This window comes from Streptomyces sp. NPDC031100, from assembly GCF_055570785.1.
The window spans coordinates 20,462-47,029 of sequence record NZ_JBVIGN010000024.1 but is presented as its reverse complement, the minus strand read 5'-3'; the positions used below and the strand labels follow the sequence as shown (position 1 = coordinate 47,029).

Sequence of the window (26,568 nt, the reverse complement as noted above, 5' to 3'; positions counted from 1 at the left end):
GGCTCAGCCCACCGAGTCCAGCAGCCGGGCGGCGTGCATCCGCCCGGCGTACTCGACGAGGCGGACCAGTACCTCCTTTCCGGAGTCCCGGTCACGCGCGTCGCACAGCACCACGGGTGTCCCCTGGTCCAGATCAAGGGCCCGGGAGACGTCGTGGGCGCCGTAGCTGCGTGCTCCGGCGAAGCAGTTGACGGCCACCACGAACGGAATGCGCCGGTGTTCGAAGTAGTCGACCGCCGGGAAGCAGTCCTCCAGCCGGCGGGTGTCGGCGAGGACCACGGCACCGAGGGCGCCCTGCGAGAGTTCGTCCCACAGGAACCAGAACCGGTCCTGCCCGGGTGTGCCGAAGAGGTACAGGGAGAGACCGGAGCGGATGGTGATGCGCCCGAAGTCCATGGCGACGGTCGTGGTGACCTTCTGGTCCACGCCGTCGGTGTCATCCACCAACTGACCGGCCTCGCTGAGGAGTTCCTCGGTGCGCAGCGGGCGGATCTCGCTGACGGCCCCGACGAGGGTCGTCTTGCCGACACCGAAGCCGCCGGCGACCAGTATCTTCAGCGCCAGGGCGGACATGTCGCCGGCGGCGTCGGAGTGCTCGGAGACCATGATCACTTCTCTCGGGAAGGCCGGCTGCAGGCGGGGTCGAGGTGCTCGGGACAGGAAGTCAGCATCGTGACAACTCCGGCGTCCTTTCGGGGGATCGGATCGGAATACGCCTGATGTGACCGTTTCTCGCCCGGTCGGTTCCGGGTCGCGCACGGAACGGGGTGCGACGAGGCGTCCGTCGGGTTGTGAATGTTCATCTACAGCGCCCGCAGTCCTTCGATGACCTCGCGCAGAATCCGTTCGTCCGGCAGGTGAGCCGGGGGGACCGGGCGGCTGATGGTGACACAGCCCAGTTCCAGCAGGTCGCCGAGGAGCACGCGGACCACGCCCACCGGGAGGTCTGCGTCGGCTGCGAGTTCGGCGACGGACTGCGTCTCCACGCGGCACAGGTCGACCAGGCCCCGGTGTTCGGGGCCGAGGAGGGTGTCGTCGTCCAGCGTCGGTGCGGCGGGGTCGAGGGTGACGAGGGCTATCAGGTCGAACCTCACTCCGGTGGGGCCGGGCTGCGTGCGTCCGCCGGTCATCGCATAGGGGCGGACCAGGGGCCCGGCTTCGCCGTCGTACCACTGGCTGCCCTGCTCGCGCGGGCCGCCGGGAGGGTTCTCGGTCATCGGTGCGGCCCCTCCGGCTCATCCTGCGGCGGGGGGCTGGGCGGCGACGCGGGGCGCCGTGTAGAGGTGCTCGCCCACGCGCTTGACCAGTCGTGCCATCTCGTAGGCGACGAGGCCGATGTCGGCGGTGACGGCGGTGAGCACGGCGAGGCAGGAACCTTCGCCGGCGGCGGCCACGAAGAGGAAGGCGTCGTCCATCTCCACCATGGTCTGCCGGACGCCGCCGGCTCCGAAGTGCCGTCCCGCGCCCTTGGCGAGGCTGTTGAAACCGGAGGCCACGGCGGCGAGGTGCTCCGCGTCCTCCCGGGCGAGGCCGGTGGAGGCGCCGACGGCGAGGCCGTCGTTGGACAGCACGACGGCGTGTCGTACCTCGCCCACGCGCATCACCAGGTCGTCCAGCAGCCAGTCGAGTTCGCCGGATCGCTGGGCGTCCCTCATGTTCGGGTCCTGGATCATGCCGGGTCTCCTTCAGTGGTGTCACTGCCCGATGCGGGTTCCGGGGCGGCCGCGCGGCCGGGCTTCCTGCCGCCGCCGCGTGCCCAGCCGTCGCGGTAGGCCGCCATGCGGTCCCGTACGAGTTCGGGGGTGCGCCGGTCGTCGCCGCGCGAGGCGGGTGCCGGGCTCGGCTCTTCGGGGCGTTGATGGCGGAGTTGGGGGGCGAGGCTCGCCTGGCGCACGCGGCGCGGGAGGTCGTCGGAGGGTTCGGAGTCACCGGGCGGACGGTGCAGCCTCAAGGCGGTGACTCCGGGGGGCGGGGGTTCGGGTGCGGGGGGCGGCGCGGCCGGAGTGGTGACGGCGAGGGTGGGCCGGCCCGTCTGTGCGGTGACCGCGCTGGGAGGCGGGGGTGCATCGGGCACGCGCGCGTACGCGCGCGGCTGCTCCGGCCGTGCTTCCACCTCCGCGCGCGCGGGGCGTTGCGCGGAACCGGTGTGCAGCAGGGCGGTGGGCACCAGGACGACCGCGGTGGTGCCTCCGTAGGGGGAGGTGCGCAGGTGCACCTTGATGCCGTGCCGGGAGGCGAGTCTGCTGACCACGAAGAGTCCGAGGCGGTCGCTGTCGAACAGATCGAGGGCCTCGGACTGCTCGATCCGCCGGTTGGCCTCCGCGAGGGTGTCGGCGCCCATGCCGAGGCCGCGGTCCTCGACTTCGAGGGCGTAGCCGTTGCCGACGGGCTCGCCGGTGACGCGCACGCGCGTGTGAGGCGGCGAGAACTGAGCCGCGTTCTCGACGAGTTCGGCGAGCAGGTGGGTGAGGTCGGCCACCGCCGTGCCGATGACGTGCGCCTCCGGGAACTGCCGTACCTCCACGCGCGCGTAGTCCTCGACTTCGGAGACGGCCGCGCGTACGACGTTCGTGAGGGACACCGGCATGCGCCAGGCCCGGCCGGGTGCGGCGCCGGAGAGAATGATCAGGCTCTCGGCGTGGCGGCGCATGCGGGTGGTGAGGTGGTCGAGGCGGAAGAGGTCGCTCAGCTCGTCGGGGTCGTCGGAGCGCCGCTCCATGCTGTCCAGCAGGCTGAGCTGACGATGGACCAGCACCTGGCTGCGCCGGGCCAGGTTCACGAAGACTCCGGAGATGCCGCTGGCGAGTTCGGCGCGCTCCACGGCTGCGTGCAGGGCCGCGCGGTGGACGGTGGTCAGGGCTTCGGCGACCTGGCCGGTCTCGTCCTCGGCGGACGGTCCGGCCGGCGCTTCGGCCTGGATGTCGATCTCCTCGCCGGCGCGCAGTTTCCGCATCGCTGCGGGGAGTTTGCGGCGGGCGATCTCCAGGGCGTCGTTGCGCAGGCTCACCAGCTCGACCACGAGGGCCCGTCCGATGCGGACGGAGATGACGAGCGAGGCGGCGACGGCGGCGAGGCCGAAGAGCACCGCGGCGCCCGCGGGGGTCAGCATGCCGCGCGTGACCGGGTCGGCGCGGCCCGCAACCGCACGGCCGGTGTCCGAGGCGATGGTCCGCATTCCGTCCTGCACGCGCGCGTGGGCGGTGTTCCAGGCGCTCGCCGGTGCGGTGTCGACCGCCTTGGCGCCGGGGCCGGCGGCGAGGATCTTGTCCTCGGTGGCGGTGAGCCCGGTGTAGGCGCTGCTGCCCGCCAGGTCGCGCCAAGCGGCGCGCTGGGAGCCGGGCAGGTCGGCGACGGCCGCCTCGGTGAGGGTGCGGCGCGTGGCCACGGAGGCGCCGAACAGCCGCTGCCGTTCGCCTTGGATCCCTGCGGCCGGGCGCGCGCTGCCGAGGACGGCGTCCTCCTGGGCCAGCGCCTCGGTGGCGCGGGAGAACTCGAGCAGCACGCGCGCGTCGGAGCCGACGTCGGCCTGCTGGATGCCGGTGAGGGCGCCGTCGACCGTGAAGGCCGTGGCGATCGTCTTCGTGTACTGGATGTACGCCTCGCTCCAGCCGGCTTTGTGGTCGTGTACGGCGGTGCGCAGCGCGCGCAGGTGTCCCGCTTCGGTGACGAACTCCTCGAGGCGTCCGGCGACTCCGACGGGCAGTTCCTGGCTGTCGGCGACGGTGTGGTCGGCGCCGAGCCGGAGTCTGGCCACCGCGCGGTCGGTACGGGCGGCGAGGCCTTCGAGGTCGTCGCCGCGTCCGGCCCCCGGGTCGGCGGCGTAGCGCACGGCGGCGGCCCGCTCGGTCTGCAGTGCGGTGACAGCGGCGGCCACCGGGGCGCGCAGTTCGGCGTCGACCCGCTGGGACTGGCGCAGCCGGGCGACGTCCTGGGCGGTGCTGACGGTGGCGTACGCCCACAGGGCGAGCAGCGAGATGACGGGCACCATCAGCAGGCAGACCACCTTGGCGCGCACCGTGCGGGGACGTGAGCGCCAACGGCCCGCGCGCGGGGGCGTGGTGCCCGGCTGTGCGTCGAGGGGGCGGGCCGCATTCTCGTCGGCCGGCGGTCCGGCGTGTGCACGGCGGCCGCGCGGCGGGGGCGGGGACTGCGCCGGGATGCCGGCTCGGGAGTTGCTACGGGGTGGGCGCATGGCCTCCTCGCTCGGGACGTGGGTCGGGGCTCCGGGGCCGGGCTCCCGCTAGCTTGCGACGCTCTGGACGGGCCGCTGGGCCGAGGCGGACGCCTCGCGCTCGTCGGCCGTGGGCGAGAGGGCGACGAAGGCCGAGGTGAGGAAGAGATAGGACCCGAGGCCGACGGCGAGGGGGAAGATGAACTGCATCGCCGTGGCCCCGGGCAGCGCTTGGCCGGAAGGGGTGACACGCACGCTCACCGCGAACATCCCGGTGTAGTGCATGCTGCTGACGGCCGCCCCCATGACGAGGGAGGCGAGGGTGACCGCGAGCGGGGACTTGATGTTGAGCCCCGCCCACAGGGCCGCGGTCGCCGCCACGACGGCGATCAGGACCGAGAGCCCGACGAGGGCGGGGTCGTACTGCACGTGGCCGTGCAGGCGTACCGCCGCCATGCCCAGGTAGTGCATGCTGGCGACGCCCAGCCCGGTGGTGAGCCCGCCGAGGAGGAGCGCCCGGTTGCGGTCCCGGCCGTAGCCGACGGCGAAGACGCCGGCGCAGACGACGACCATGGCGACGATGAGGCTGAGGATGGTCAACGGCACGTTGTAGCGGATGTCGGTGCCGCTGACGCGGAAGCCGAGCATGGCCACGAAGTGCATCGTCCAGATGCCCGTCCCGATCGCGGAGGCGGCGGTGACGAGCCAATTGCGGCGTGACCGGCCGGTGGTGGCCAGCGCGCGCACGGTGCAGCGCAGTCCCAGTGCGGCGCCTATGCAGGCCATCACGTACGACAGCGCGGGGGTCAGCCAGCCGAAGGCGGCGTGGTCCAGGTGTCCCATGGCCCCGGGACGCTAGCCGGGGCAGGGGCGCACAAAGGGGGCGCATTTCGAAAGCTGTTGGAATATGACACAGACAGGCGATGGAACGATCGCGTCCAGCTCGAACGTGCGCGCAGTCATATCCCCCGTGTCGGTGAGGAATCATGCGGAGCATGAGCGATGACCACACACATGTGCAGGAGTTCTTCACCGCACGGGCGGCGGACTGGGACAGCAGGTTTCCCGACGACGATCCCGCCTACGCGGCCGCCGTCGCGGACTTGGGCCTGCGCCCGGGGGACCGCGTGCTCGACGCGGGCTGCGGCACCGGCCGCGCCCTGACGCCCCTGCGTGCCGCCGTGGGGCCCTCCGGAGTGGTGGCCGGGGTCGATCTGACCCCGGCGATGCTCCAGGCCGCCATACGGGCCGGCCGGAATCGGGACGGGCGGCTGGTGCTCGCGGACGTCACCGCGCTGCCGCTGCGATCGGGGTCCCTGGACGCCGTGTTCGCAGCGGGGCTGGTCGCCCACCTGCCGAGGCCCGCCGAGAACCTGCGCGAGTTGGTCCGCGTGGTGCGACCGGGCGGCACACTGGCACTGTTCCATCCCATCGGCCGGGCGGCCCTGGCGGCACGTCAGGGGCGGCAGATCACCCCCGACGACCTGAGGGCAGAGGCCAATCTCGGGCCTCTCCTGGCCCGTTCGGGATGGCGCATGACGTCGTACGTCGACGAGGACGCCCGCTTCCTCGTACGGGCGATGCGCGAGAACTGACGGCCGGGACGGATCATACGGCGCTGCGGTGCAGCGCACGCGGATCGGCCAGCCGCATGGTGGCCGCCCACAGCGGGCCGACGGCCTCCAGCACGCGCGCGTACTCCCCTTCGACGAATTCGTCCTCCCCGTAGGCAGCGATTCTGCTGCTGGCGGCCGTCTGCGGCGGGAAAGCGTCCAGGGTGGCCTCCGTGAGGACCAACCGGGCCGAGACCGAGCCGAGTCCGTGCAGGTACGCGCGCGCGGGCGACCGAACCCGGTGCGGTGGCCGCGCCGCGGCACGTACTGACGCTCACCGAGGAGGGCCAGCAAGAGCTGCGACGCCGTCTCGCCGACCCAGTCCAGCGCGAGATCACCGACGAGAACCACTGGTTCACGCTGCTCGCGTTCCTGCGCCACCTGGACGACCCCGCGGCTCAGGCGGCCGTTCCACGGCGTCGGCTGGCCTTCCTGGAGGAACCGGCGAGCTTCTTCTACGACGGTGACCGGCCGCTGGCCGCCGAGGAGCTGGAGGACCCGTTCCGGCGTGGCATCCTCACCATCGCGCGTGCCACGAGCCGGGCCGAACTGGCTTGGCTGCGCGACACCCTCGCCTCACTCGAGGGTGTCGGCCGCTGAGGTGTCCAGGTGCCGGACAGGACAGTCACCCGTGCCCGGGACCGGGCGGGTGCCCAGGTCGGCGAGCCGATAGCCGTTCGGATAGCCCTTGATCTCCCGGTTCTGCCGCGCGAAGTGCGGTGCACGGCGCGGCGGCAGGAGCCGGACCAGACGGCCGCGCGTCCGGACCGCGCGGCGCACGAGCGCGGTCGTGGCGGCGCCCGGCGGCGTGTAGCGGAAGGCGCGCAGCAGCGACTCGTCGAGCAGGGCGAGCGTAGTCGTGCGCAGCAGGGGTGCCAGCGGGCTCGGGTACCAGGACGCCATCAGGTCGAGCGTCGCGTCGGAGACACGCCGCGCCTGCTCGTCCCAGGCGAAGTTCGCCTCCTCGTAGGCATCGAGGAGCGTTTCGAACTCCTCGTATGTCTCGGGGATGCCCGGGATGCCCATGTGCCGACCGAGGGTGCGGTAGTACTCGGTGGTGGCGACGATCTCGTGTCGGGACAGGCGACGCCAGCCGTAGGTATCGATCCAGCGCTTGGGCACCACCACGAAGGTGGACAGCACGTACCGCAGGTCGTCGTCGCTGACATCGTAACTGCGGTGCATCTGGTTGATACGGCGGATGGCGGTGCGCCCCTCGTCGGCGTCGAAGCCGTGCTCCACGATGGCGTCGAGGAGCAGCGCGGTGTCGTCGTACCGCTTCTGCGTACGCCCGGTCAGCTCCGCCGTCTCGGCGAGCAGCCGCCCGATGGCGGGAACGGCGTAGGTGCGGTACAGGGCGAGCTCCAGAGCGCGGGCGTAGTCCCATGGGAATTCGAACGCAACGCTCAGCCGATAGATCTCCAGGGCGTCCGCCACCGGGTCCATCCTGCGGATCTGCTCGAGCCGCTCGAAGCGCTTCACCGTGCCGTCCCCCTTCTGCCGCCGAAGTTCCAACTCTACGTTGGACAGCAGCAGCTGAGCGATCATTGACGACCCCGTTCAGGGGGAAGGTGGAGCACGTGTTCGACGCAATACGCAAGTACGCCGCCAGATTCCGCACCTCGTCGCCCGAGGAGGCGTCGGGCACCCTGGACCGGCGTGCACACAACTTGTTCGAAGCGGCGGCCGCCTATGTGGCGGCCCACGCGGAGGACGATCAGGACCGGATCGACGAGGCGGCGGCATGGGTGTCGCCGGAGGCGCTCTCGTTCGGTGTGAACGAGCTGGCGTGCCGGGCCGTCATCGCACTCGCCCGGGAGCGCGACGAGTCGCCCCGGGCGGTTGCCCGAGACCTCCTCGGGCTGCCCGCGGCCTGACGGGAACGCCGTCCCCGGCGGCGGTCATTTCGCCCCTGTCCAGGTGGAAACCTGCAGCTCCGCGTGGTGTGCGGAGTCGTGACAAGCGGCTTCCGCTCGCACTAGGGTGCGCGCCGATGGGCGAACCACTGGGGAGGCAGGGATGGCTGGGACGGACGAGGAGGCCGTCGCCGCGGACGAGGCGCTGTATGTGCTCACGGCGGTGTTGCTGACGTCGGCGCAGTTTCCGAGCGTGCTGGGCGACGACTACCCGGAGGCCTGCGCGGCGCTGGGCCTGGCGCCGCGCGCCGACGGGTACGGCCTGGTGCTCGGGCAGGACGGTGACGGTGCCCGCTGGACGGTGGTCATCGACGACGTCTCGCTGGTCGCCGTGGCGATCGCGTCCTGGGACTGCGGCATGGAGTACGAGCTGTCTCCGGACGAGCGCACGGTCGTGGCCGCTCTGCCGGGCTGGCCGCTCGCGGTCGCGGTCGCCGCACCCGGTGTGCCCGCACCGCACGACCCGGCCCCTGAGGTCTCGGACGGGCCCGTCCTGACCCCGCCGGACACCACTTCCTGGGGACCGGCCCAGCGACGCCTGGGCGCCGACGAGATCGCGCTGCAGTGGGCGGCCTGGCGTGACCAGATAGGCGACGACTACTTCTCCGCGCCCGGCGAGAGGGCAGAGACGACGCAGACGGCAGAGGCGACGGACGGCGAGGACAGCGCGCCGAAGGGCGGCCACCAGGGCGTCCGGCGCGTGCTGGCGGAGGCGCATGGCTACATCGACTCGCCGCCGCCGCTCGGCCGGGTGCGCTCTTCGTTCGCCCCGGGCGACGCCCGGACGCTGCGCGCCGACGGGCCAGGGTGGTCGATGGTGGCGCGCACCGACGACATCGCGTTCGTGCTGCTCGACGAGGAGCCCGGTGAGGTCCTGCCCGTGGGCCGGGGCCCCGAACTGCCCGGCCTCCTGGAGGCCCTCGATAAGTTGGCCGTGCGACCCAGTTGACCGACGGGGGCCGTGCTCTTACGGAAGCACGGTCCCCGACGGCCCGGAGCGCCCGTACAGCCACCCGGCGCCGCGCCTGGCCCCTTCACCCGTCTCTCAGCGGCCGAGTTCCTTGCGGGTGACCCGGCGGAGCCTGCGCCGCTGGGAGGGGTCCAGCGCCAGGTACGCAGCGACCGGGACCCCGACCACGATGAGGAACGCCACCCACCAGGGCAGCCATATCCACAGGATCAGACCGACCGCCACGCCCCCTGCGGCGATCTTGGCGTTCTTGGACATGAGCGTCGCCTCCTTCACGGCCACTGCCGCTCTCTGCTCTGAAAACGGCCCCGTGCTTCCTGCGGTTCCGAAGCCCGACCCTGAGACATCCCTGAGACGCGCCCCCTAGTGGCCCAGGTCACAGCGTATGCCTTCAGGGTGAGCCCTCGGCGTGCTGTACCCTCGGCCACTCCGAAACGAGTAGTCAAATTTGAGGAGTGCGGCAGACCTGTGCAGAGGATTCCCACGGCACCCCATTCCGGCCTGTCCGAACTGGCCCGCTGCTGCGCGGCGTTCGTACCCTCCGACCCCGCCCGCGCCGGTCACGTGGCCTTCTGGCGGCCGGACGGCGAGGCTCTGCCTGCGGTCGCCCAGGGCACCATCTCGGAGCTGGACCTCGTGCTGCCCGCGCCGGACCGGGCCGTCGCGCGGGTCAGGCTGCCCGCCCTGCTGCTGCCGGTGCGCGCCGCCCTGCCCGTGCTCACGGGCGTGCGCGCGCACTCCGGGTGTCACCCGGCCACCGTTTTCTGGGGCACGGCCGGTCTGCTGGCCCTGCACTTCCTGTCGCGCGGCCTGCTCCTGCCGGGTCTCTCCCCGGGCGATCACGACGCCTGGCGCGTGGGACCGCTGTCCGCGCGTGACACGGAGCTGGTCCGCGACCTCGCCGCAGCCATGCCTCCGCAGGCCCACGCCGTACCGCTCGCCCTCGGCGGACGCCCCCGATTGCCCGACCCGGAGCGGCTGCTGCGCGCCTTTCTGGACGCGGTCGCCGACACACTCCCCCGTTCCCCGGCAGCCCCCTTCGTGACGGGCGGTGCTGCCTACGCGGCGCCCCAGCCTCAGCATCTCCCCGACCTGCGGGCATGGGCCGACGACATCGCCGCCGGCCACGACGCGGGCGTGCGGCTGTCGTTGCGCGTGGAGGCCCCCGGTCTCCGCGACGCCACAGCCGAGGACGACGCCCCGGTGCGGTTCCGTGCGGTGCTCCAGGTGCATGGCGTGAGCGGGACCGCGGATGTCGCGGACGCCGCCGGCCTCTGGGCGGGCTCGGGACCTGTGTGCGATGCGTTCGGCCCGCGCGCGCGGGCTGACACGCTGCTGGCACTGCGCCGGGCGGCCCGGGCGTGGCCCCCGCTGACGCCTCTGCTCTCCGCCGCAGCTCCCGACGCCGTCGACCTTGCCGACGACGAGATCGCCGAACTTCTGGGCGAGGGCGCCCGTGCGCTGGCCGCCGCGGGAGTCGACGTGCACTGGCCGAGGGAGCTGTCGCGCGAGCTGACGGCGCACGCGGCGGTCGGTCCGCCGGACGGGGAGGCTGCGGCGCAGCCGTCGTTCCTCTCGGCCGATGCCCTGCTCACGTTCCGCTGGTGGTTCGCGCTCGGCGGGCGGGAGCTCACGCGCGACGAACTGGACCGGCTCGCCGAGGCCAAGCGTCCTCTCGTGCGGCTGCGCGACCGGTGGGTGCTGGTCGACCCGCGGGAAGCGGTTCGCGCCCGTGCCCGGGAGGACCGCTCCATCGCCCCGGTGGAGGCTCTGGCCGCCGCTCTGACGGGCTCGGCCGAGGTCGGCGGCCATCGCGTGGAGGTGCGGCCCACGGGGTGGCTGGAGCAGCTGCGGGAGCGGCTCGCGGATCCGGAGGCCGGGCAACCGGTCGCCCAGCCGTCGGCCCTTGCCGCCACCCTGCGCGACTACCAGCTGCGGGGTCTCGGCTGGCTGGCCCGGACGACGGCGCTCGGGCTGGGCTGCTGTCTGGCCGACGACATGGGCCTCGGCAAGACGGTCACGCTGATCGCGCTGCATCTGCACCGGCAGACGGACGCGTCGTCGGCCGGCCCCACCCTCGTGGTCTGCCCGGCGTCCCTGCTCGGCAACTGGCAGCGCGAGATCGAGCGGTTCGCGCCCGGTGTCCCGGTGCGCCGGTACCACGGGCCCGCGCGCGGTCTCGGCTCCTTGGCGGACGGGGAGTTCGTCCTCACGACCTACGGAACGATGCGCCTGGATGCCGAGCGGCTCGCCGAAGTGCCCTGGGGGATGGTCGTCGCCGACGAGGCGCAGCATGTGAAGAACCCCTATGCGGCGACCGCTCGGGCGCTGCGGTCCATCGGCGCACGCGCGCGCGTGGCACTCACGGGCACCCCGGTGGAGAACAACCTCACGGAACTGTGGGCGATCCTCGACTGGACCACACCGGGCCTGCTCGGCCGCCTCGGCACCTTCCGCGCGCGGTACGCCCAGCCGGTGGAGGGCGGCCGGGATCCCGCCGCCGCGGAGCATCTCGCCCGGCTCGTGCGGCCGTTCCTGCTGCGGCGCCGGAAGTCGGACCCGGGGATCGCACCGGAACTGCCACCGAAGACCGAGACCGACCACCCGGTGGCGCTGACACCCGAACAGGCAGGCCTGTACGAGGCATTGGTCCGCGAGACCCTGGGTCGGATCGCGGACACCGACGACATGGCTCGCCGGGGCCTGATCATGAAGCTGCTGACCGGGCTGAAGCAGATCTGCAATCACCCGGCGCAGTTCCTCAAGGAGGACGAGCCGAGTCTCACGGGACGCTCGGGGAAGCTGGAACTGCTCGACGAGCTACTGGACACCATCCTCGCGGAAGGCTCGGGCGTCCTGGTCTTCACGCAGTACGTGCGGATGGCCCGCCTGCTCGAGCGGCATCTGACGGCCCGTGGGGTGCCCTCGCAGCTGCTGCACGGCGGCACCCCGGTCCCCGAGCGCGAGGAGCTGGTGCACCGCTTCCAGACGGGCGAGGTGCCGGTGTTCCTGTTGTCCCTGAAAGCCGCGGGCACGGGTCTGAACCTCACCCGGGCCGAGCATGTCGTGCACTACGACCGGTGGTGGAACCCGGCCGTCGAAGCGCAGGCAACCGACCGTGCGTACCGCATCGGTCAGACCCGGCCGGTGCAGGTGCACCGGCTGATCGCCGAGGGAACCGTGGAGGACCGCATCGCGGAGATGCTCGGCCGCAAGCGCGAGCTCGCGGACGCCGTGCTCGGCGCCGGCGAGGCAGCACTGACGGAACTGACCGACGCGGAACTGGCCGCGCTGGTGGAACTGCGCGGGGAGGCACGATGAGCCGCTACACCCATGGGCACGACCGTGGTCCGGAGCGCACGTTCGCCGCGCTGCCGCCCGCGCGCGGGCGCGGGTTCGCCCAGACCTGGTGGGGACGCGCCTGGCTGGGAGCACTGGAGGACACAGCGCTGGATTCCGCCGCCGTGAAGGCGGGGCGCCGCCTCGCGCGCGGGGGCGGCGTCGGCGCAGTGACCGTGCGGCCGGGCCGGGTCACGGCCGTCGTCCGCGAACCGAAGGGCGCAGCACAGCGGGCCGACGTCCTGGTACCGGAGCTGTCCGACGACCAGTGGGCCCGATTTCTGGACCTCGCGATGGAGCAGGCGGGGCACCTGGCCGCGCTCCTGGACGGGGAACTGCCCTCTCACCTGATCGAGGACGCGGCGGTCAGGGGCATCGAACTCCTGCCGGGCCTGGGCGATCTGGAACCCGAGTGCGACTGCGGCGCATGGGACCACTGCGGGCACTCCGCTGCCCTGTGCCACCAGGTGGCACGTCTGTTGGACGAGGATCCCTTCGTCCTCCTGCTCATGCGCGGCCGGGCCGAGAGCGCGTTCCTGCAGGAGCTGAATCTGCGGAGCGCCGTATCCGCGGACGGGTCCGCCGAGGCCGAGGGCGTGGATGCGGCCGAGGCCTGGGCAGCCGCCGGCATCCTGCCGCCGCTCCCCGCCCTGCCCGACCTCCCGGAGACTCCTGGCGAACCGCCGCCCTTCGCCGCCGAGACGGCTCCGGTACCCGGCATCGATCCTGCGGCGCTGGAGTACCTGGCCGGACGGACGGCCGTCGAGGCCCACCGGATGCTTGCCCGGGCCCTCGGCTCCGATGACGAAGGTGAGTTGACGGCTGCTCAGGACGCCGTTCGGCTCGCCGACGGACCGGCATCCGGTGCTGTCGCCGACCGGCTCGCCGAAGGATCGGGCCGGGGCCGTGACGGATTGGCGACGGCCGTCCGCGCCTGGCGTACCGGAGGAGCGGCGGCCCTGGAGGTGCTGGACGAGGAGTGGCAGCCGCAGGGCGCCGCCCTCGCACGCGCGCGTGCGGCTCTCGATGCGGCTTGGGAGGAGGACGAGCAGCCGTTGTTCCGGCGGGCCGGCAACCGTTGGACCGTCCCGGGCGAGGGGACTCAGCTGCGCCTCGGCCAGGACGGCCGTTGGTGGCCGTACCGCGAGCAGGACCGCCGCTGGGTTCCGGCCGGCGATGCGGACCGGGATCCGGCGACGGCGCTGGCTGCGGCACGGCTCGACCCCGAGGGCCGGCCGGAGGGAGACATTTGACAGGCTGTCACCCGTTGGCGGTATCGATCCGACGAGCCGTGGACGCCACTTGTTCACCGCGGGGTCGTGCGGCGTTCCTCCTGGGGCCCAAATGTGGCCGCAGTCAACGAACTTGCCCCCAGGAGGCCCGATGTCCCCGCATTCCACCGGCCGGCGCCGTGCACACCGTTCCGTCGCCACGGGCCTGCCCCTGGCCCTGGCAGCCGCCCTCGTGGCCGCGGGAACGGCCGCGGCGACGCCGTCCGGGGACGCCCAGGTCATCCGTACGGCGACCCTCGGGGGGATCCCGCTCGGCGCGTTCAGCAACGCTCTGCTGCCCGGAAGTGTGGACAACGACCGCGGAGTGGATCTCGGGGGCATCGGCAGCGACATCTACCCGGCCGGGCACAAGGGCGAGTACTGGACCGTGACCGATCGCGGCCCCAACGGCCAGATCAAGGTCGACGGCAAGAAGCGCCGGACCTTCCCGGTACCGGGATTCGACCCCGCGATCGTGAAGATCCGGGTCTCCGGGGACGAGATCGAGGTGCTCGACGCGATCCCGATCACCACGTCCTCGGGGAAGGCCGTCACCGGGCTGCCCGACCAGAAGGGCCGCGACGAGGCGCCGTACACGTACGACGCCTCGACGCCGCTGTCGTACAACCCGAACGGTCTGGACACCGAGGGCATCGTGCGGGCCGCGGACGGGACCTTCTGGCTCGTGGACGAGTACGGCCCCTCGCTCATCCACGTCTCCGCGCGCGGGAAGGTGCTCACTCGCTACGTGCCCAAGGGGCTGAACCTCACCGGTGCCGACTACCCGGTGGTGGAGGCGCTGCCGTCCGTCCTGCTGCACCGGAAGACCAACCGCGGCTTCGAGGGGCTGGCGCAGCTTCCCTGTGGCGACCTGGTGATAGCCCTGCAGAGCCCGCTCTCGCTGCCCGACACGGCCGCCGGGGAAGCCTCGCGCACGACCCGGCTGCTGCGCTTCTCACCGCGGAAGCAGGTCGTCACCGCGGAGTACGCCTACCGTTTCGACCCGGTGAACGTCGTCGACCCCAGCGAGGACGACACGTCCGAGCTGAAGATCTCCTCGGTGGTGGCCGTCGGCGGTGACGGGCTGCTGGTGGAGGAGCGGACCGACAAGGCGGCCCGGCTGCAGCTGGTCAGGCTCAGCCACAAGGCCGACATCCTCGGCGGCCCCTGGGACGACGACACGACCTCTCCGTCGCTGGAGCAGTTGGACGACCCGGGCGCGGCGGGCGTGCCGGTGCTGAGCAAGCGGCTCGTCGTCGATCTGGGCAAGGTGAGCGGTGTGCCCGGGAAGATCGAGGGCATCGCGCGCGTGGACCACGACACGCTTGCTCTCAGCAACGACAACGACTTCGGGATGACCGACGGCGCGGGCGCGTTCGACGCTCAGGGCCGTCTGGTCGACAGCGGGATCAAAACGACCCTGACGTACGTCCGGCTGCCCGAGGGCTTGTGAGAGGGGCCCTCTCAGGGCAGTTCGCCCCGGAGAGAGGGCAGCAGCGACTCCAGCTCACTCGGCAGGGCGGTCGGGAAACCCGAGGGCAGCTCGGTCGGCAGCCGCGACGGCAGCCGGCTGGGCAGCTCGGTGGGGAGACTGAAGGAGGGCCGGGGAGAGCGGCTCGCACTCGTGCCGCTCTCGTCCGGCCCCTTGTCGTCCCCGGAACTGTGACTTCCGGAGCCCATCAGCACCACGGCGAGGACGGCCGCAGCGGCCACCAGGACAGCCAGAACGGCGAACAACGGGCCGCGGCGCCGTCGCGAGGGCTCCGGAGGCCATGAGCGGTCCGGCTCGTCCGACGGGGGCGGGCCGTAGCCGCCGGGCGGCGGTCCGAAACCACCGGGCGGAGGCGGGGTAGCGTGCGGCGGTTCGGGCGGCACGGGAGGTACGGGCGGCAGGGGCATACGGACCAGAGTCGCCACCGACCGCTCACAGGGCCACCCGCGCGCGGAAGCTGATACCGGCTCATGCCGCGGACCGCACCATTCCGCGTCTCTCGCGCGCGAGGCCGGTCAGGAGGACAGCCACCTCGCCGAAGCCCCCGAAGAACGGCAACCGCGCGCGTGCGGGCCGCTCGGGAGTCGGCCACCCACGCGCGCGTGCGCACTCAGCCCCGCGCACCCAGCAGGTGGTCCATCGCCAGCTGGTCGAGCCGTTCGAAGGCCATCCCGCGGGCTGCGGCCGCCTCCACCTCGAAGTCCTCGAAGGCCGTGCGGTCGGCGAGCAGGGCCTGCAGGCCGTCCGCCGCGGTCGGCTGGGTCAGCTGGTCGAGGCGCGAGGCGCGCAGCGCTTCCTGGACCTCCGGGTCGGCGCGGAAGGCGGCGGAACGCTCCTTCAGGATCAGGTAGTTGCGCATGCAGCCGGCCGCCGACGCCCACACGCCGTCGAGGTCCTCGGTACGCGGCGGCTTGAAGTCGAAGTGGCGGGGTCCTTCGTAACCGGCGCTCTCCAGAAGGTCGACGAGCCAGAAGGCGGCCCGCAGATCACCGGCGCCGAACCGCAGGTCCTGGTCGTACTTGATGCCGGACTGCCCGTTGAGGTCGATGTGGAAGAGCTTGCCCGCCCACAGGGCCTGCGCGATGCCGTGCGGGAAGTTCAGCCCGGCCATCTGCTCGTGGCCCACCTCGGGATTGACGCCGTACAGCTCGGGGCGCTCCAGGCGCTCGATGAAGGCCAGCGCGTGGCCGACGGTGGGCAGCAGGATGTCGCCGCGCGGCTCGTTCGGCTTGGGCTCGATGGCGAAGCGGATGTCGTAGCCCTGTGAGGTGACGTACTCGCCCAGGAGGTCGAAGGCCTCCTTCATCCGGTCGAGGGCCGCGCGGACGTCCTTGGCGGCGCCGGACTCGGCGCCCTCACGGCCGCCCCAGGCGACGTAGGTCTTCGCGCCCAGCTCGACCGCCAGGTCGATGTTGCGGATGGTCTTGCGCAGCGCGTAGCGGCGCACGTCGCGGTCGTTGGCGGTGAAGGCGCCGTCCTTGAAGACGGGGTGCGTGAAGAGGTTCGTGGTGGCCATCGGGACGGTCATGCCGGTCGCGTCCAGGGCCTGGCGGAAGCGTTTGATGTGCGACTCGCGCTCGGTGTCCGTGGCCCCGAAGGGGATCAGGTCGTCGTCGTGGAAGGTCACCCCGTAGGCGCCGAGCCCGGCCAGGCGCTGCACCGTCTCGACCGGGTCGAGGGCGGGGCGGGTGGCCTCGCCGAACGGGTCCCTTCCCTGCCAGCCGACGGTCCACAGGCCGAAGGTGAACCTGTCCTCGGGGGTGGGCTGGTAGCTCATGCCGCGGCTCCTTGCTGGGTACGACTATTTCGTCATGGCCGTTTACAAATTAGTATGCGGTCGCACCTCTGGGAAGAGACACGGTGGGTCTTTGCCGACAAGGTGCCTTCGCCAGGTGCCGTCGCCCCATGTCTTGCCAGCTCACAGCACATCCCGCAGAGCCGCGGAAGAGGAGAACCCGATGTCAGCAGCCGAGGGTCCGCTCGTCGTTGGTGTGGACACGTCCACCCAGTCCACGAAGGCGCTGGTCGTCGACGCGGCGACCGGGGAGGTCGTGGCACGCGGTCAGGCACCGCACACCGTGTCCTCGGGTGCGGGCCGGGAGAGTGATCCGCGCCAGTGGTGGGACGCCCTGTGCGAGGCACTGCGCCAGTGCGGCGAGCCCGCGCACGAGGCCGCCGCGGTGTCCGTCGGCGGCCAGCAGCACGGCTTGGTCACCCTGGACGAGCGGGGCGAACCGGTACGCCCTGCGCTGCTGTGGAACGACGTCCGCTCGGCACCGCAGGCCCGCCGGCTGGTCGAGGAGCTGGGCGGTCCGAAAGGCTGGGCGGAGCGCACCGGCAGCGTGCCCGGGGCGTCGTTCACGGTGACGAAGTGGGCGTGGCTGGCCGAGCACGAGCCGGAGGCGGTGCGTGCCACCAGGGCGGTGCGACTCCCCCACGACTACCTCACGGAGCGACTGACCGGGCAGGGAACCACGGACCGCGGCGACGCCTCGGGTACCGGCTGGTGGGCGTCCGGGACGGAGGCGTACGACGAGGAGACGCTGGCGCACGTGGGGCTGGACCCGGCGCTGCTGCCCCGGGTGGTGCGGCCCGGTGAGGTGGCCGGCACCGTGCGCGAGCACCACGACCTGCCGTTCTCCAAGGGCACCCTGGTGGCGCCGGGCACCGGCGACAACGCGGCCGCCGCGCTGGGCCTCGGCCTGCGGCCGGGCACCCCGGTGCTGAGCCTGGGCACATCGGGCACCGTGTACGCCGTCTCCAGGCACCGCCCCGCCGATCCGACGGGCACGGTGGCGGGCTTCGCCGACGCACACGGGGACTGGCTGCCGCTGGCCTGCACCCTGAACTGCACCCTCGCCGTGGACCGCGTAGCGGCCCTGCTGGGCTTGGACCGGGAGGCCGTGGAGCCCGGCACGTCCGTCATCCTGCTGCCCTACCTGGACGGCGAGCGCACCCCGAACCTGCCGAACGCCTCCGGCCTGCTGCACGGGCTGCGGCACGACACGACCGCCGGCCAGCTGCTCCAGGCGGCCTACGACGGCGCGGTGCACGCGCTGCTCGGGGCGCTCGACCTGGTCCTCGACGAGGACGCGGACCGCACCACCCCTCTGCTGCTGATCGGTGGCGGGGCGCGGGGCACCGCGTGGCAGCAGACGGTACGGCGGCTGTCGGGGCGGCCCGTGCAGGTCCCGGAGGCCCGGGAACTGGTCGCCCTCGGGGCCGCTGCGCAGGCTGCGGGGCTGCTGACCGGCGAGGACCCGTCCGCGGTGGCCCGCCGCTGGAACACGGCCGCGGGTCCGGTGCTGGAGGCCGTGGAGCGGGACGAGGCGGCGCTGAACAGGATCAGCGGGGTACTCTCCGACGCGGCCCCGCTGCTGGAGCGGGGGCCGGAATCCCGCTGAGCCCAACCGCAGCCCCCGGGCTGAGCACGGCCGCAGACACCGAGGATTGACCAGGGCATGACCGCACCGCTGCACGAGGGCCGACCGGCTGGTACCGGACGCTCCCTGCCGGACACCCAGCAGGGGATGCGCCGGCGCAACCTCGCCCGGGTGATGCATGCCGTCAGCGCGCAGGGCCCGCTGTCGCGAGCCGCGGTCGCCTCGCGCATCGGACTGACGCGGGCGGCGGTGTCGACCCTCGTGGACGAGCTGATCCGCCGGGAGCTGCTGGAGGAACTGGGCCCGGAGCGCCCGGGCCGGGTGGGCCGCCCGGGATCGGCGCTCGCGGTGAGCGGGCGCGGTCCGGCCGGCATCGGGGCCGAGGTCGGCGTCGATCACCTCGCCGTGTGTGCGGTCGACCTGCGTGGCACGGTCCGTGCCCGAGCGGTGCGGCACGGCGCGAACCGGGGCCGCGCGCCGGGGCAGGTGATCGAGGAGATGACTGCGCTGATCCGCCGGGTCGTGGCCGAGGCGGAGCGCGAGGAGCTGTGGCCCGCCGGTCTCGCGGTCGCCGTCCCGGGCCTGGTGGCGCGGGACGGCCGTACGGTCGTACGCGCCCCGAACCTCGAGTGGAACGACACGGATCTCGGCTCGTTGCTGCCCGGCGGACTGCCGCTGACCGTGGACAACGAGGCTAACTTCGGTGCCCTGGCGGAGCTGTGGCTCGGCTCCGGCACCCCGCGCGACTTCCTGCACGTGTCGGCCGAGATCGGCATCGGCGCCGCGGTCGTCGTGGACGGGCGACTGCTGCGCGGCACGCGGGGCTTCGCCGGCGAGCTGGGCCATGTGCCCGTCCGCCCGGACGGACCCCCCTGCCCGTGCGGCGGGCGTGGGTGCCTGGAGCAGTACGCCGGTGAGGAGGCGGTGCTGCGCGCGGCCGGGCTGGAGCCGCACGAGGATCTGGTCGGGCTGCTCGCGGCGCGTGCCGAGGAGGGCGACGAGGCGGTACGGCGGGCTCTGCGCGACGCCGGTACAGCGCTCGGCATAGCCCTGACCGGGGCCGTCAATCTGCTCGACCCCGAGGCGGTCGTTCTGGGCGGGGCGCTCGCCGGCCTCTCCCCCTGGCTGCTGCCTTCGCTGGAGGCCGAACTGACGGACCGTACGGCGGGGCCGGCCTGTCCCGTGTCGGTGTCCGGGCTGGGCCCCGAGGGCCCGCTCCTGGGCGCCGCCCACTCGGTCGTGCGGGCCGTCCTCGACGATCCGGCCGTGGTCGCGGAACGTCCCTGACGGCTCGACGCAGGTAAGGGCGCCCGGTGGGCCGGGCGGTCTGACTCCTGCTCATTCCTGGTGACGCAGGGGGCTTCAGGGGCCTGCTGACGACCTGTTCTCACCCGATCGGGTGGCCGAATTGTCCACAGTTCGCGGGTTGTCCACGGAACCGCGGCGCGCCCTTCTGCCCAACTCCCCCGCGCCGTACCGTGATTCGCACGAGCGCGGCCGCCTGGCCTTCGCGGCGGAGGGCTCGCAGCACGAGGGGATGCCGAGGCGTCGAGTGACGGTCGGCTGACACGCATCGGGGGGACACATGCACGGGGAGGCGACCGGGGCCGTGGCCGGCCTGGCGCGGGCGTTGCCGGCGGTCGGCGCCGGGATGGTGGTCGGCGTGATGGTGCTGCTGGTGCTGTGGGTGCTGAGACGGAGTCATCACAGAGCGAATCGCCCGGCCACGCCTCATGACCGCCTCGCCGAAAGGACCGACGCCACCATGACCGACCCGCGCATCCTGACCGTGCGTCCGGAACCGGACGAGTACGCCTGGACCTTCGGAGGTACTCCCCCGCTGGCCCGCATCCAGCCCGGCACGGTTCTCGACCTCTACACCGAGGACTGTTTCGCCGGCCGGGTGCGGTCCGAGAAGGACCTCGTCTCCGAGGTCTGTGAGTTTCCCTTCCTCAATCCGCAGACCGGCCCCTTCCACATCGAGGGTGCCGGACCCGGCGACACCGTGGCCGTGCACTTCGTGTCCGTCGAACCGGCCCGGGACTGGGCCGCGTCGACCACGGTCCCCCTCTTCGGCGCGCTCACCTCGACCCACACCACCGCGACGCTGCAGCCGCCGCTCCCGGAGCGGGTCTGGATCTGGCAGCTCGACCGCACCCGCCGCACCGCCCTCTTCCGGGCGCAGGACAGTGACATCGAGCTGGAACTGCCCATGGACCCGATGCACGGCACGGTGGGCGTGGCCCCCGCCAACCTGGAGGTGCGCTCGGCCCTGGTCCCGGACGCGCACGGCGGGAACATGGACACGCCCGAGATGCGGGCCGGCGTCACCTGCTACCTGGGGGTCAATGTCGAAGGCGCCCTGCTCAGCCTCGGCGACGGGCACGCGCGGCAGGGCGAGGGCGAGACCTGCGGGGTGGCCGTCGAGTGCGCGATGAACACCGTGGTGATCGTCGACCTCCTCAAGGACGTCGCCACCCCCTGGCCCAGGCTGGAATCGGACACGCATCTCATCTCGACCGGCTCGGCGCGCCCGCTGGAGGACGCGTTCCGGATATCGCAGCTTGACCTCGTGCAGTGGCTGGTACGCGACTACGGGTTCAGTGAGCTGGACGCGTATCAGTTCGCAACCCAGGCGGTCGAATCGCCGTTGGCAAACGTGTGCGACACCAACTACACGTGCGTGGCCAAGCTCCGCAAGGAGTGGCTGCCCGCGCGGGAAACCTACCGCGGCATGCATGCGCGGCTGCGGGAGACGGCCCAGGCGCTCCGCACCTGACGCCGCATCAGTCGCCCAGGCACGTGACGCCCCCACACCCGCTCACGAAAGGCAGCCGACGATGGACATGAACTCGCCCGGACCGCGGCTCAGCAGGCGGCGGATCCTGAAAGGCGCGGCTCTCGCCGCCGTCCCCTACGCGCTGCTCCCCGACCCCCGCGCGGGAGCGCAGGGAACCGTCGACTACCCCTCGGCCGAGTGGCAGCCGGCGAGCACCGCCAACTACACCTCCTCCCTCCGCCCCGCCACCTACGACATCGACCGCGTGATCATCCATGTCACGCAGGAGACGTACCCGGGCACGCTGGCCATCTTCCAGAACCCGCAGAAGAAGGTGTCCGCGCACTATGTGGTCCGCTCGGCCGACGGGCACGTCGCGCAGTGCGTACGCGAGGCCGACATCGCCTGGCACGCGGGCAACTGGGACTACAACACCCGCAGCGTCGGCATCGAGCACGAGGGCTGGGTGGACCAGCCCGCCTATTTCACCAACGCCCTCTACGAGCAGTCCGCGCAGCTGACGGCGGCGATCTGCGCCAAGTACGGCATCCCCAGGGACAGGGAGCACATCATCGGTCACTACCAGGTACCGGGCAGCGACCACACCGATCCGGGACCGAACTGGGACTGGGTCCGCTACATCAGGATGGTCAATTTCGCCTAGGCGGACGTCGCACCGGTTGTCCGCGCGAACACGGCGCGTGACGATGGTCCCAGCCGTTTCACCGTCCGAGGAGGACGAGTTGACCGATCCATGGGTGGCCTTGGAGCCGGGGGCCGACCCTGCCGAGCGCGTCCGGGTGATACGTCGGGCGCACGAGACGTTCACGACGGCGGGCACGGTGCCGCGCCCGGTGCGGTCGGTGGTGGCCGAGTCGTGGCGGCGCAGCGCACGAGCCGGTGTGGGGCCGGACGGCACCGCGCGCGTGGAGCTGACCGACGGCGACCTCGGCACCTATCGGGCCGAGCACCCGCTGGCCCGGGTGATGCCGCTGTTCCGGGAGCTGATGGGCACGTTCGCCGCCGACGGCGAGCATCTGCTCGCGGTGTGCGACGCGCACGGCAGGCTGCTGTGGGTCGAGGGGCATCCGGCGACCCGGCGCCTGGCGGACGGGATGAACTTCGTGCCGGGGGCACGCTGGTCGGAGACGGCGGTCGGCACCAATGCGCCGGGTACCGCGGTAGCCCTGGACCGGCCGGTGCAGGTGTTCGCGGCGGAGCACTTCATACGGCGGGTGCAGCCGTGGACCTGTGCGGCCGCGCCGGTGCACGATCCGCACACCGGCCGGGTCCTCGGTGCCGTCGACATCACCGGCGGGGACGGGCTGGCGCATCCGCACAGTCTGGGCTTCGTGCAGGCGGTGGCGCGGGCAGCCGAGTCCCAGCTCGCGCTGCTCGCCCCGCCCCGGCGTGCCGAGGACTCCGCCATGCTGAGCGCGCTGGGCCGCGACGAGGCCGAACTCCGGCTGGACGGCGGCCGGATCAGGCTCAGCCGCAGACACAGCGAGATCCTCGTCCTTCTCGCCCGCCATCCCGAGGGCCTCACCGGCGACGAGCTGCTGTGCGCGCTGTACGCGGACGAGTCGGTGACCCCGGTGACCCTGCGTGCCGAACTGGCCCGGCTGAGACGGCTGGTGGGGCCGGGGCTGCTCGCCTCACGGCCGTACCGGCTGACGGCTCAGGTCGAGTCCGACGCCACCGTCGTGGAGCGGCGACTGCGGGCGGGTGCGCTCACGTCGGCGGTGGAGGCGTACAGCGGCCCGCTGCTGCCGGGGTCGCAGGCTCCGGCGGTCGTACGGCTCCGGAGTCGCCTCGCCGACGCACTGCGGACGGCGCTGATCGCCCACGGCGACCCCGATCTGCTCGTCGACTGGGCGCACGCGCCGTGGGGCGAGGACGACCTCGACGTGTGGCGGGCCCTCGCGGCGGTGCGGCCCACGGCACCGGTGCGGGCGCGGCTCGCGGCGCTGGAGGCCGAGTTGGCCGTACCGACAGGCCGGGCACCCGTGCCGACCGGCGGTGCAACGTCCTTGCAACGTCCGCCCGCCTAGCCTCCCGCCGGGAGCTGCCCAATGGCGGGCAGCGCTTCACCGGGAGGCAGACCAGCATGACCCGTTACGCGGCGCCCGGCACCGAGGGCGCGATCGTCTCCTACCAGGCGCGCTACGACCACTTCATCGGCGGCGAGTACGTGCCGCCGCTGCGCGGGCAGTACTTCGAGAATCCGTCGCCGGTGAACGGACAGCCGTTCACCGAGATCGCGCGCGGTACCGCGGAGGACGTCGAGCGGGCGCTGGACGCGGCGCACAAGGCCGCGCCCGGGTGGGGTCGTACGTCGGTGACGGAGCGCTCCGCCATACTGCTGAAGATCGCCGATCGGATGGAGGCCCACCTCGAACCCCTGGCGGTGGCCGAGAGCTGGGAGAACGGCAAGCCGGTGCGCGAGACCCTGGCGGCCGACATCCCGCTCGCCATCGACCACTTCCGCTACTTCGCGGGGGCCATCCGCGCGCAGGAGGGCTCGCTGGGCGAGATCGACGACGACACGGTGGCGTACCACTTCCACGAGCCGCTCGGCGTGGTCGCGCAGATCATCCCGTGGAACTTCCCGATTCTGATGGCCGCCTGGAAGCTCGCGCCGGCGCTCGCCGCGGGTAACGCGGTCGTCCTCAAGCCCGCCGAGCAGACTCCGGCGTCCATCCACTACTGGATGAGTCTGGTCGCCGACCTGCTGCCGCCGGGTGTGGTCAACATCGTCAACGGCTTCGGCGTGGAGGCGGGCAAGCCGCTGGCGTCCAGCCCGCGGGTGGCGAAGGTCGCGTTCACCGGGGAGACCACGACCGGGCGGCTGATCATGCAGTACGCCTCGGAGAACATCAAGCCGGTCACGCTGGAACTGGGCGGCAAGTCCCCGAACATCTTCTTCGACGACGTCTGGGCGCACGACGACGACTTCCGGGACAAGGCGCTCGAAGGCTTCACCATGTTCGCGCTCAACCAGGGCGAGGTGTGCACCTGCCCCTCGCGGGCGCTCGTCCAGCGCGGCAGCTACGCCGAGTTCCTCGAGGCGGCCGTGGCCCGCACCCGGCAGATCAAGCCCGGGCACCCCCTCGACACCGAGACGATGATCGGCGCCCAGGCCTCCAACGACCAGCTGGAGAAGATCCTCTCGTACCTGGACATCGGCCGGCAGGAGGGCGCCAAGGTCCTCACCGGCGGCGAACGCGTGGAGTACGACGGAGAGTTGAAGGGCGGCTACTACGTCCAGCCGACCATCTTCGAGGGCGACAACCGCATGCGGATCTTCCAGGAGGAGATCTTCGGCCCGGTCGTCTCGGTGGCTTCCTTCGACGACTTCGACGACGCCATCAAGATCGCGAACGACACGCTGTACGGCCTCGGTGCGGGCGTGTGGACCCGGGACATCAACACCGCCTACCGCGCGGGCCGAGCGATCCAGGCGGGCCGCGTCTGGACGAACTGCTACCACGCCTATCCGGCGCACGCGGCGTTCGGCGGCTACAAGCAGTCCGGGATCGGCCGCGAGACGCACCGGATGATGCTGGACCACTACCAGCAGACGAAGAATCTTCTGGTGTCGTACGCGCCGAAGAAGCTCGGCTTCTTCTAGAGATCTTCAAAGGTGTGGGACGAGCACCGTAGGGTTCGGCATAACCGATCGACACCCTGATCTTGATCGGGTTGGCTGGGTGGCGTGCCAGAGCTGCGAACCGATCGTCTTCTGCTCCGCCGGTGGCGGGAGTCCGACCTCGAACCATGGGCGGCTATGAACGCCGATCCTGAAGTCCGAGAACACCTGGGGGAACCGCTGACGCGGGAGCAAAGCGATGCCGCGGTGGCACTCATGCAGGCCGAGTTCGACGGGCGAGGATTTGGGTGGTGGGCGCTCGAAGCGCGGGAGACCGGTGAGTTCATCGGCCGTGCCGGCTTGGACGAGGTGGGCGAGGACATGCCGTTCGCGGGGGTGGACATCGGTTGGCGGTTGATGCGTTCGGCGTGGGGTCATGGTTACGCCACCGAGGCCGCCCTGGCCTGCCTGGCTTTCGGCTTCGAGGCACTCGGGCTGCCAGAGGTGGTGGCGTCGACGACCGTCCGCAACCTTCGTTCCCAGGCAGTGATGCGCCGGATCGGCATGACCCGGGATCCGGCCGACGACTTCGAGGATCCGAGCGTGCCCGAGGGGCCGCTTCGCCCGTGTGTGCTGTACCGGATCCCCCGCAGAGATGCTCACGGCCTGCACCACGCGGCGGTGCGCCCCCCGTGACGGCTGTCGCCGGCCGCGCACGACGAGCTGAAGGATCGTGTTGCCCACGGCGGCAGCGGCGGTGCCGTGGCGGGGCACCGGCATGGGCGCGAGGATCTGCCGACGCAGGCTGGGCAGCGTTTCCCAACGGCCGGTGGTGACGACGAAGCAGGACACGGCATCGACGGTGTCCTGCAGGCCGTCGGGCCGGGGCGTCAGTCGGGTGCCTGGCCAGGACGTTGTCCTCTCCAGGCACCGTTGCTCACACGGCGGGCTGCTGCTGGGTGACGCAGTGGATGCCGCCGCCGCCCGTGCCGAGGCGGTCGATGTTCAGCTGCTCGATGACGCGGTCCGGGTAGAGACGGGCCAGCGTCGCCCGTGCCGCCTCGTCCGCGCGGGTGTCGCCGAACTGGGCGCTGATGACGGCGCCGTTGCAGAGGTAGAAGTTGGCGTAGGAGGCGAGGAAGTTCCGGTTGGTGGAGCGGATCTTGTTGTAGTCCGCGCCCTGGAGGCGCATCACGTCCATGGCCCGGCCGGTGGCGGTCGTCGAGGCGGACAGGATGCCGTACTGCTGGCGGGCGTCACGGGCGTAGGCGTCGGTGTCGGTGGAGAGGGGCATCTGGACGAGGGCCTCGCCGGGGGCGAGGAAGCGGGACGTGGCGTCGACGTGGTCGTCGGTGATGTCCTGGCCGTAGACGCCGTCGAACCAGATGACCTTGGAGGCGCCGTAGGCGTCGCACATCGCCGTCTCCAGCCGGCGCTCGGACAGTCCGGGGTTGCGGTTGCGGTTCACCAGACTGCTGCGGGTGGCCATCAGGGTTCCGGCGCCGTCCTGCTCGATGGCGCCGCCTTCCCCGACGAGGTCGGCGTAGGTGAACGGGACGCCCACGTAGGAGGCGATCCGCTCCGCGACGAGGGCGTCGTTGGCGTGGGTCTGCCTGTTGCCCCAGCCGTTGAAGTTGAGGCCCACTGCGTCCAGGCCGCCGTAGCCGTCGGTGCGGAAGACGGGGCCGGTGTCACGCATCCAGCAGTCGTCGACGGGGACGGACTCGATGACGGTGACCGTGGAGCCGCACAGCGAGCGGGCCTTGGCCGCGCTGCGGAGCTGGCGCACATGACGACCGGTTCGTACTTCGCGATCGTACGGGCGATCAGGGCGATGTCCGCCTGGACGCCGCCCAGCTTGCCGCCCCAGATGGAGGTGCTGTCCGGCCAGGCCATCCAGGTGCGGGTGTGGCGGACGTCCTCGGCCGGGACCCGGAAGGTGCCCCCGGCGGCGCGCGCCCTGCCCTGGGTCGTCGTGGCGAGGGCGGCGACGGCGGCGGTCGCTCCGGCGGCGGCGAGGAATCCTCGCCGGTTCAGTGCTCGGG

General features: G+C 72.2%; 22 protein-coding genes and 3 pseudogenes. 14 read left to right on the top strand and 11 right to left on the bottom strand.

Annotated features, from left to right (window positions below; genetic code table 11):
• Nucleotides 1–3 precede the first annotated feature (3 nt).
• The 5 genes from ACZ5DS_RS41255 to ACZ5DS_RS41235 form a co-directional block, all read right to left on the bottom strand.
• Complete coding sequence (locus ACZ5DS_RS41255; protein WP_468249319.1) at nt 4–606, bottom strand: GTP-binding protein; 603 nt, start codon at nt 604–606, stop codon at nt 4–6.
• A 197-nt stretch (nt 607–803) separates the two neighbouring features.
• The gene (locus ACZ5DS_RS41250) at nt 804–1,217 is read right to left on the bottom strand and encodes a DUF742 domain-containing protein (protein WP_468249317.1); all 414 of its coding nucleotides are present in this window, start codon (nt 1,215–1,217) and stop codon (nt 804–806) included.
• An 18-nt stretch (nt 1,218–1,235) separates the two neighbouring features.
• Entirely contained in the window at nt 1,236–1,673 is a 438-nt protein-coding gene (locus ACZ5DS_RS41245; RefSeq protein WP_468249314.1) for a roadblock/LC7 domain-containing protein, read from the bottom strand.
• Nucleotides 1,670–4,192: a sensor histidine kinase gene (locus ACZ5DS_RS41240; protein WP_468249312.1), complete on the bottom strand. Its 2,523-nt coding sequence runs from the start codon at nt 4,190–4,192 to the stop codon at nt 1,670–1,672. Before ACZ5DS_RS41240 ends, ACZ5DS_RS41245 begins: the two co-directional genes overlap by 4 nt.
• Nucleotides 4,193–4,240: 48 nt before the next feature.
• Nucleotides 4,241–5,014, bottom strand: a complete 774-nt coding sequence (locus ACZ5DS_RS41235) for an MHYT domain-containing protein (protein ID WP_468249309.1) — start codon at nt 5,012–5,014, stop codon at nt 4,241–4,243.
• A 152-nt stretch (nt 5,015–5,166) separates the two neighbouring features.
• Here ACZ5DS_RS41235 and ACZ5DS_RS41230 point away from each other — a divergent pair, with 152 nt between their 5' ends.
• On the top strand, nt 5,167–5,766 hold the full coding sequence (locus tag ACZ5DS_RS41230; RefSeq protein WP_468249307.1) for a class I SAM-dependent methyltransferase: 600 nt from the start codon (nt 5,167–5,169) through the stop codon (nt 5,764–5,766).
• A gap of 16 nt (nt 5,767–5,782) precedes the next feature.
• Here the strand turns inward: ACZ5DS_RS41230 and ACZ5DS_RS41225 are convergent.
• A pseudogene (locus ACZ5DS_RS41225) lies at nt 5,783–5,974 on the bottom strand (alpha/beta fold hydrolase); the annotation flags it as partial.
• 17 nt (nt 5,975–5,991) lie between these two features.
• On the opposite strand from ACZ5DS_RS41225, the pseudogene ACZ5DS_RS41220 reads away from it, so the two are divergent.
• Nucleotides 5,992–6,384, top strand: a pseudogene (locus tag ACZ5DS_RS41220) (PadR family transcriptional regulator); the annotation flags it as partial.
• Here the strand turns inward: ACZ5DS_RS41220 and ACZ5DS_RS41215 are convergent.
• Nucleotides 6,361–7,266 (bottom strand): oxygenase MpaB family protein, encoded by a 906-nt coding sequence (locus tag ACZ5DS_RS41215; RefSeq protein ID WP_468249385.1) that lies wholly within the window; start codon nt 7,264–7,266, stop codon nt 6,361–6,363. The pseudogene ACZ5DS_RS41220 and the gene ACZ5DS_RS41215 overlap by 24 nt on opposite strands.
• Nucleotides 7,267–7,364: 98 nt before the next feature.
• On the opposite strand from ACZ5DS_RS41215, the gene ACZ5DS_RS41210 reads away from it, so the two are divergent.
• Together ACZ5DS_RS41210 and ACZ5DS_RS41205 are read left to right on the top strand one after the other, a co-directional pair.
• A complete protein-coding gene (locus ACZ5DS_RS41210) occupies nt 7,365–7,661 on the top strand; it encodes a hypothetical protein (protein ID WP_468249304.1) in 297 nt (98 codons plus the stop codon).
• A 142-nt stretch (nt 7,662–7,803) separates the two neighbouring features.
• The gene (locus ACZ5DS_RS41205) at nt 7,804–8,649 is read left to right on the top strand and encodes a hypothetical protein (protein ID WP_468249302.1); all 846 of its coding nucleotides are present in this window, start codon (nt 7,804–7,806) and stop codon (nt 8,647–8,649) included.
• 96 nt (nt 8,650–8,745) lie between these two features.
• Here the strand turns inward: ACZ5DS_RS41205 and ACZ5DS_RS41200 are convergent, their stop codons facing one another.
• Nucleotides 8,746–8,928, bottom strand: a complete 183-nt coding sequence (locus ACZ5DS_RS41200) for a hypothetical protein (protein WP_468249300.1) — start codon at nt 8,926–8,928, stop codon at nt 8,746–8,748.
• A 210-nt stretch (nt 8,929–9,138) separates the two neighbouring features.
• On the opposite strand from ACZ5DS_RS41200, the gene ACZ5DS_RS41195 reads away from it, so the two are divergent.
• From ACZ5DS_RS41195 to ACZ5DS_RS41185, 3 genes are all read left to right on the top strand, one after another.
• Entirely contained in the window at nt 9,139–11,991 is a 2,853-nt protein-coding gene (locus ACZ5DS_RS41195) for a DEAD/DEAH box helicase (protein WP_468249297.1), read from the top strand.
• Nucleotides 11,988–13,262, top strand: coding sequence for an SWIM zinc finger family protein (locus tag ACZ5DS_RS41190; protein WP_468249296.1), 1,275 nt, complete (start codon nt 11,988–11,990; stop codon nt 13,260–13,262). Before ACZ5DS_RS41195 ends, ACZ5DS_RS41190 begins: the two co-directional genes overlap by 4 nt.
• Nucleotides 13,263–13,392: 130 nt before the next feature.
• Nucleotides 13,393–14,733: an esterase-like activity of phytase family protein gene (locus ACZ5DS_RS41185; RefSeq protein ID WP_468249293.1), complete on the top strand. Its 1,341-nt coding sequence runs from the start codon at nt 13,393–13,395 to the stop codon at nt 14,731–14,733.
• Nucleotides 14,734–14,744: 11 nt separating this feature from the next.
• On the opposite strand, the gene ACZ5DS_RS41180 is transcribed toward ACZ5DS_RS41185, so the two are convergent.
• Both ACZ5DS_RS41180 and xylA read right to left on the bottom strand, forming a co-directional pair.
• On the bottom strand, nt 14,745–15,017 hold the full coding sequence (locus tag ACZ5DS_RS41180) for a hypothetical protein (protein WP_468249291.1): 273 nt from the start codon (nt 15,015–15,017) through the stop codon (nt 14,745–14,747).
• Between the two features lie 365 nt (nt 15,018–15,382).
• Nucleotides 15,383–16,549 (bottom strand): xylose isomerase, encoded by a 1,167-nt coding sequence (xylA, locus tag ACZ5DS_RS41175; protein WP_468249289.1) that lies wholly within the window; start codon nt 16,547–16,549, stop codon nt 15,383–15,385.
• A 181-nt stretch (nt 16,550–16,730) separates the two neighbouring features.
• Between xylA and xylB the strand changes: the two genes are divergently transcribed.
• The 7 genes from xylB to ACZ5DS_RS41140 all read left to right on the top strand — a co-directional run bounded on the left by xylB (nt 16,731) and on the right by ACZ5DS_RS41140 (nt 25,219).
• On the top strand, nt 16,731–18,176 hold the full coding sequence (xylB, locus tag ACZ5DS_RS41170; RefSeq protein WP_468249286.1) for a xylulokinase: 1,446 nt from the start codon (nt 16,731–16,733) through the stop codon (nt 18,174–18,176).
• 57 nt (nt 18,177–18,233) lie between these two features.
• Nucleotides 18,234–19,442, top strand: a complete 1,209-nt coding sequence (locus ACZ5DS_RS41165; RefSeq protein ID WP_468249284.1) for an ROK family protein — start codon at nt 18,234–18,236, stop codon at nt 19,440–19,442.
• Between the two features lie 478 nt (nt 19,443–19,920).
• The gene (locus ACZ5DS_RS41160; RefSeq protein WP_468249281.1) at nt 19,921–20,934 is read left to right on the top strand and encodes an acetamidase/formamidase family protein; all 1,014 of its coding nucleotides are present in this window, start codon (nt 19,921–19,923) and stop codon (nt 20,932–20,934) included.
• A 67-nt stretch (nt 20,935–21,001) separates the two neighbouring features.
• Complete coding sequence (locus ACZ5DS_RS41155) at nt 21,002–21,598, top strand: N-acetylmuramoyl-L-alanine amidase (RefSeq protein WP_468249382.1); 597 nt, start codon at nt 21,002–21,004, stop codon at nt 21,596–21,598.
• A gap of 79 nt (nt 21,599–21,677) precedes the next feature.
• Nucleotides 21,678–22,985: a GAF domain-containing protein gene (locus ACZ5DS_RS41150; protein ID WP_468249279.1), complete on the top strand. Its 1,308-nt coding sequence runs from the start codon at nt 21,678–21,680 to the stop codon at nt 22,983–22,985.
• A gap of 56 nt (nt 22,986–23,041) precedes the next feature.
• Nucleotides 23,042–24,565 carry an acetaldehyde dehydrogenase ExaC gene (gene exaC / locus ACZ5DS_RS41145; RefSeq protein WP_468249278.1) on the top strand — a complete coding sequence of 508 codons (1,524 nt, stop codon included), beginning with the start codon at nt 23,042–23,044 and terminating at the stop codon, nt 24,563–24,565.
• An 84-nt stretch (nt 24,566–24,649) separates the two neighbouring features.
• Nucleotides 24,650–25,219, top strand: coding sequence for a GNAT family N-acetyltransferase (locus tag ACZ5DS_RS41140; RefSeq protein ID WP_468249276.1), 570 nt, complete (start codon nt 24,650–24,652; stop codon nt 25,217–25,219).
• A 241-nt stretch (nt 25,220–25,460) separates the two neighbouring features.
• On the opposite strand, the pseudogene ACZ5DS_RS41135 reads toward ACZ5DS_RS41140, so the two are convergent.
• Nucleotides 25,461–26,419: pseudogene (locus ACZ5DS_RS41135) on the bottom strand (agmatine deiminase family protein).
• Nucleotides 26,420–26,568 lie beyond the last annotated feature (149 nt).

Bases quoted from the DNA above. Each gene is read 5' to 3' on its own strand.
- ACZ5DS_RS41255 (WP_468249319.1), bottom strand. From the start codon at position 606: ATGGTCTCCGAGCACTCCGACGCCGCCGGCGACATGTCCGCCCTGGCG.
- ACZ5DS_RS41250 (WP_468249317.1), bottom strand. From the start codon at position 1,217: ATGACCGAGAACCCTCCCGGCGGCCCGCGCGAGCAGGGCAGCCAGTGG.
- ACZ5DS_RS41245 (WP_468249314.1), bottom strand. From the start codon at position 1,673: ATGATCCAGGACCCGAACATGAGGGACGCCCAGCGATCCGGCGAACTC.
- ACZ5DS_RS41240 (WP_468249312.1), bottom strand. From the start codon at position 4,192: ATGCGCCCACCCCGTAGCAACTCCCGAGCCGGCATCCCGGCGCAGTCC.
- ACZ5DS_RS41235 (WP_468249309.1), bottom strand. From the start codon at position 5,014: ATGGGACACCTGGACCACGCCGCCTTCGGCTGGCTGACCCCCGCGCTG.
- ACZ5DS_RS41230 (WP_468249307.1), top strand. From the start codon at position 5,167: ATGAGCGATGACCACACACATGTGCAGGAGTTCTTCACCGCACGGGCG.
- ACZ5DS_RS41205 (WP_468249302.1), top strand. From the start codon at position 7,804: ATGGCTGGGACGGACGAGGAGGCCGTCGCCGCGGACGAGGCGCTGTAT.
- ACZ5DS_RS41200 (WP_468249300.1), bottom strand. From the start codon at position 8,928: ATGTCCAAGAACGCCAAGATCGCCGCAGGGGGCGTGGCGGTCGGTCTG.
- ACZ5DS_RS41190 (WP_468249296.1), top strand. From the start codon at position 11,988: ATGAGCCGCTACACCCATGGGCACGACCGTGGTCCGGAGCGCACGTTC.
- ACZ5DS_RS41185 (WP_468249293.1), top strand. From the start codon at position 13,393: ATGTCCCCGCATTCCACCGGCCGGCGCCGTGCACACCGTTCCGTCGCC.
- xylA (WP_468249289.1), bottom strand. From the start codon at position 16,549: ATGAGCTACCAGCCCACCCCCGAGGACAGGTTCACCTTCGGCCTGTGG.
- xylB (WP_468249286.1), top strand. From the start codon at position 16,731: ATGTCAGCAGCCGAGGGTCCGCTCGTCGTTGGTGTGGACACGTCCACC.
- ACZ5DS_RS41165 (WP_468249284.1), top strand. From the start codon at position 18,234: ATGACCGCACCGCTGCACGAGGGCCGACCGGCTGGTACCGGACGCTCC.
- ACZ5DS_RS41160 (WP_468249281.1), top strand. From the start codon at position 19,921: ATGACCGACCCGCGCATCCTGACCGTGCGTCCGGAACCGGACGAGTAC.
- ACZ5DS_RS41155 (WP_468249382.1), top strand. From the start codon at position 21,002: ATGAACTCGCCCGGACCGCGGCTCAGCAGGCGGCGGATCCTGAAAGGC.
- exaC (WP_468249278.1), top strand. From the start codon at position 23,042: ATGACCCGTTACGCGGCGCCCGGCACCGAGGGCGCGATCGTCTCCTAC.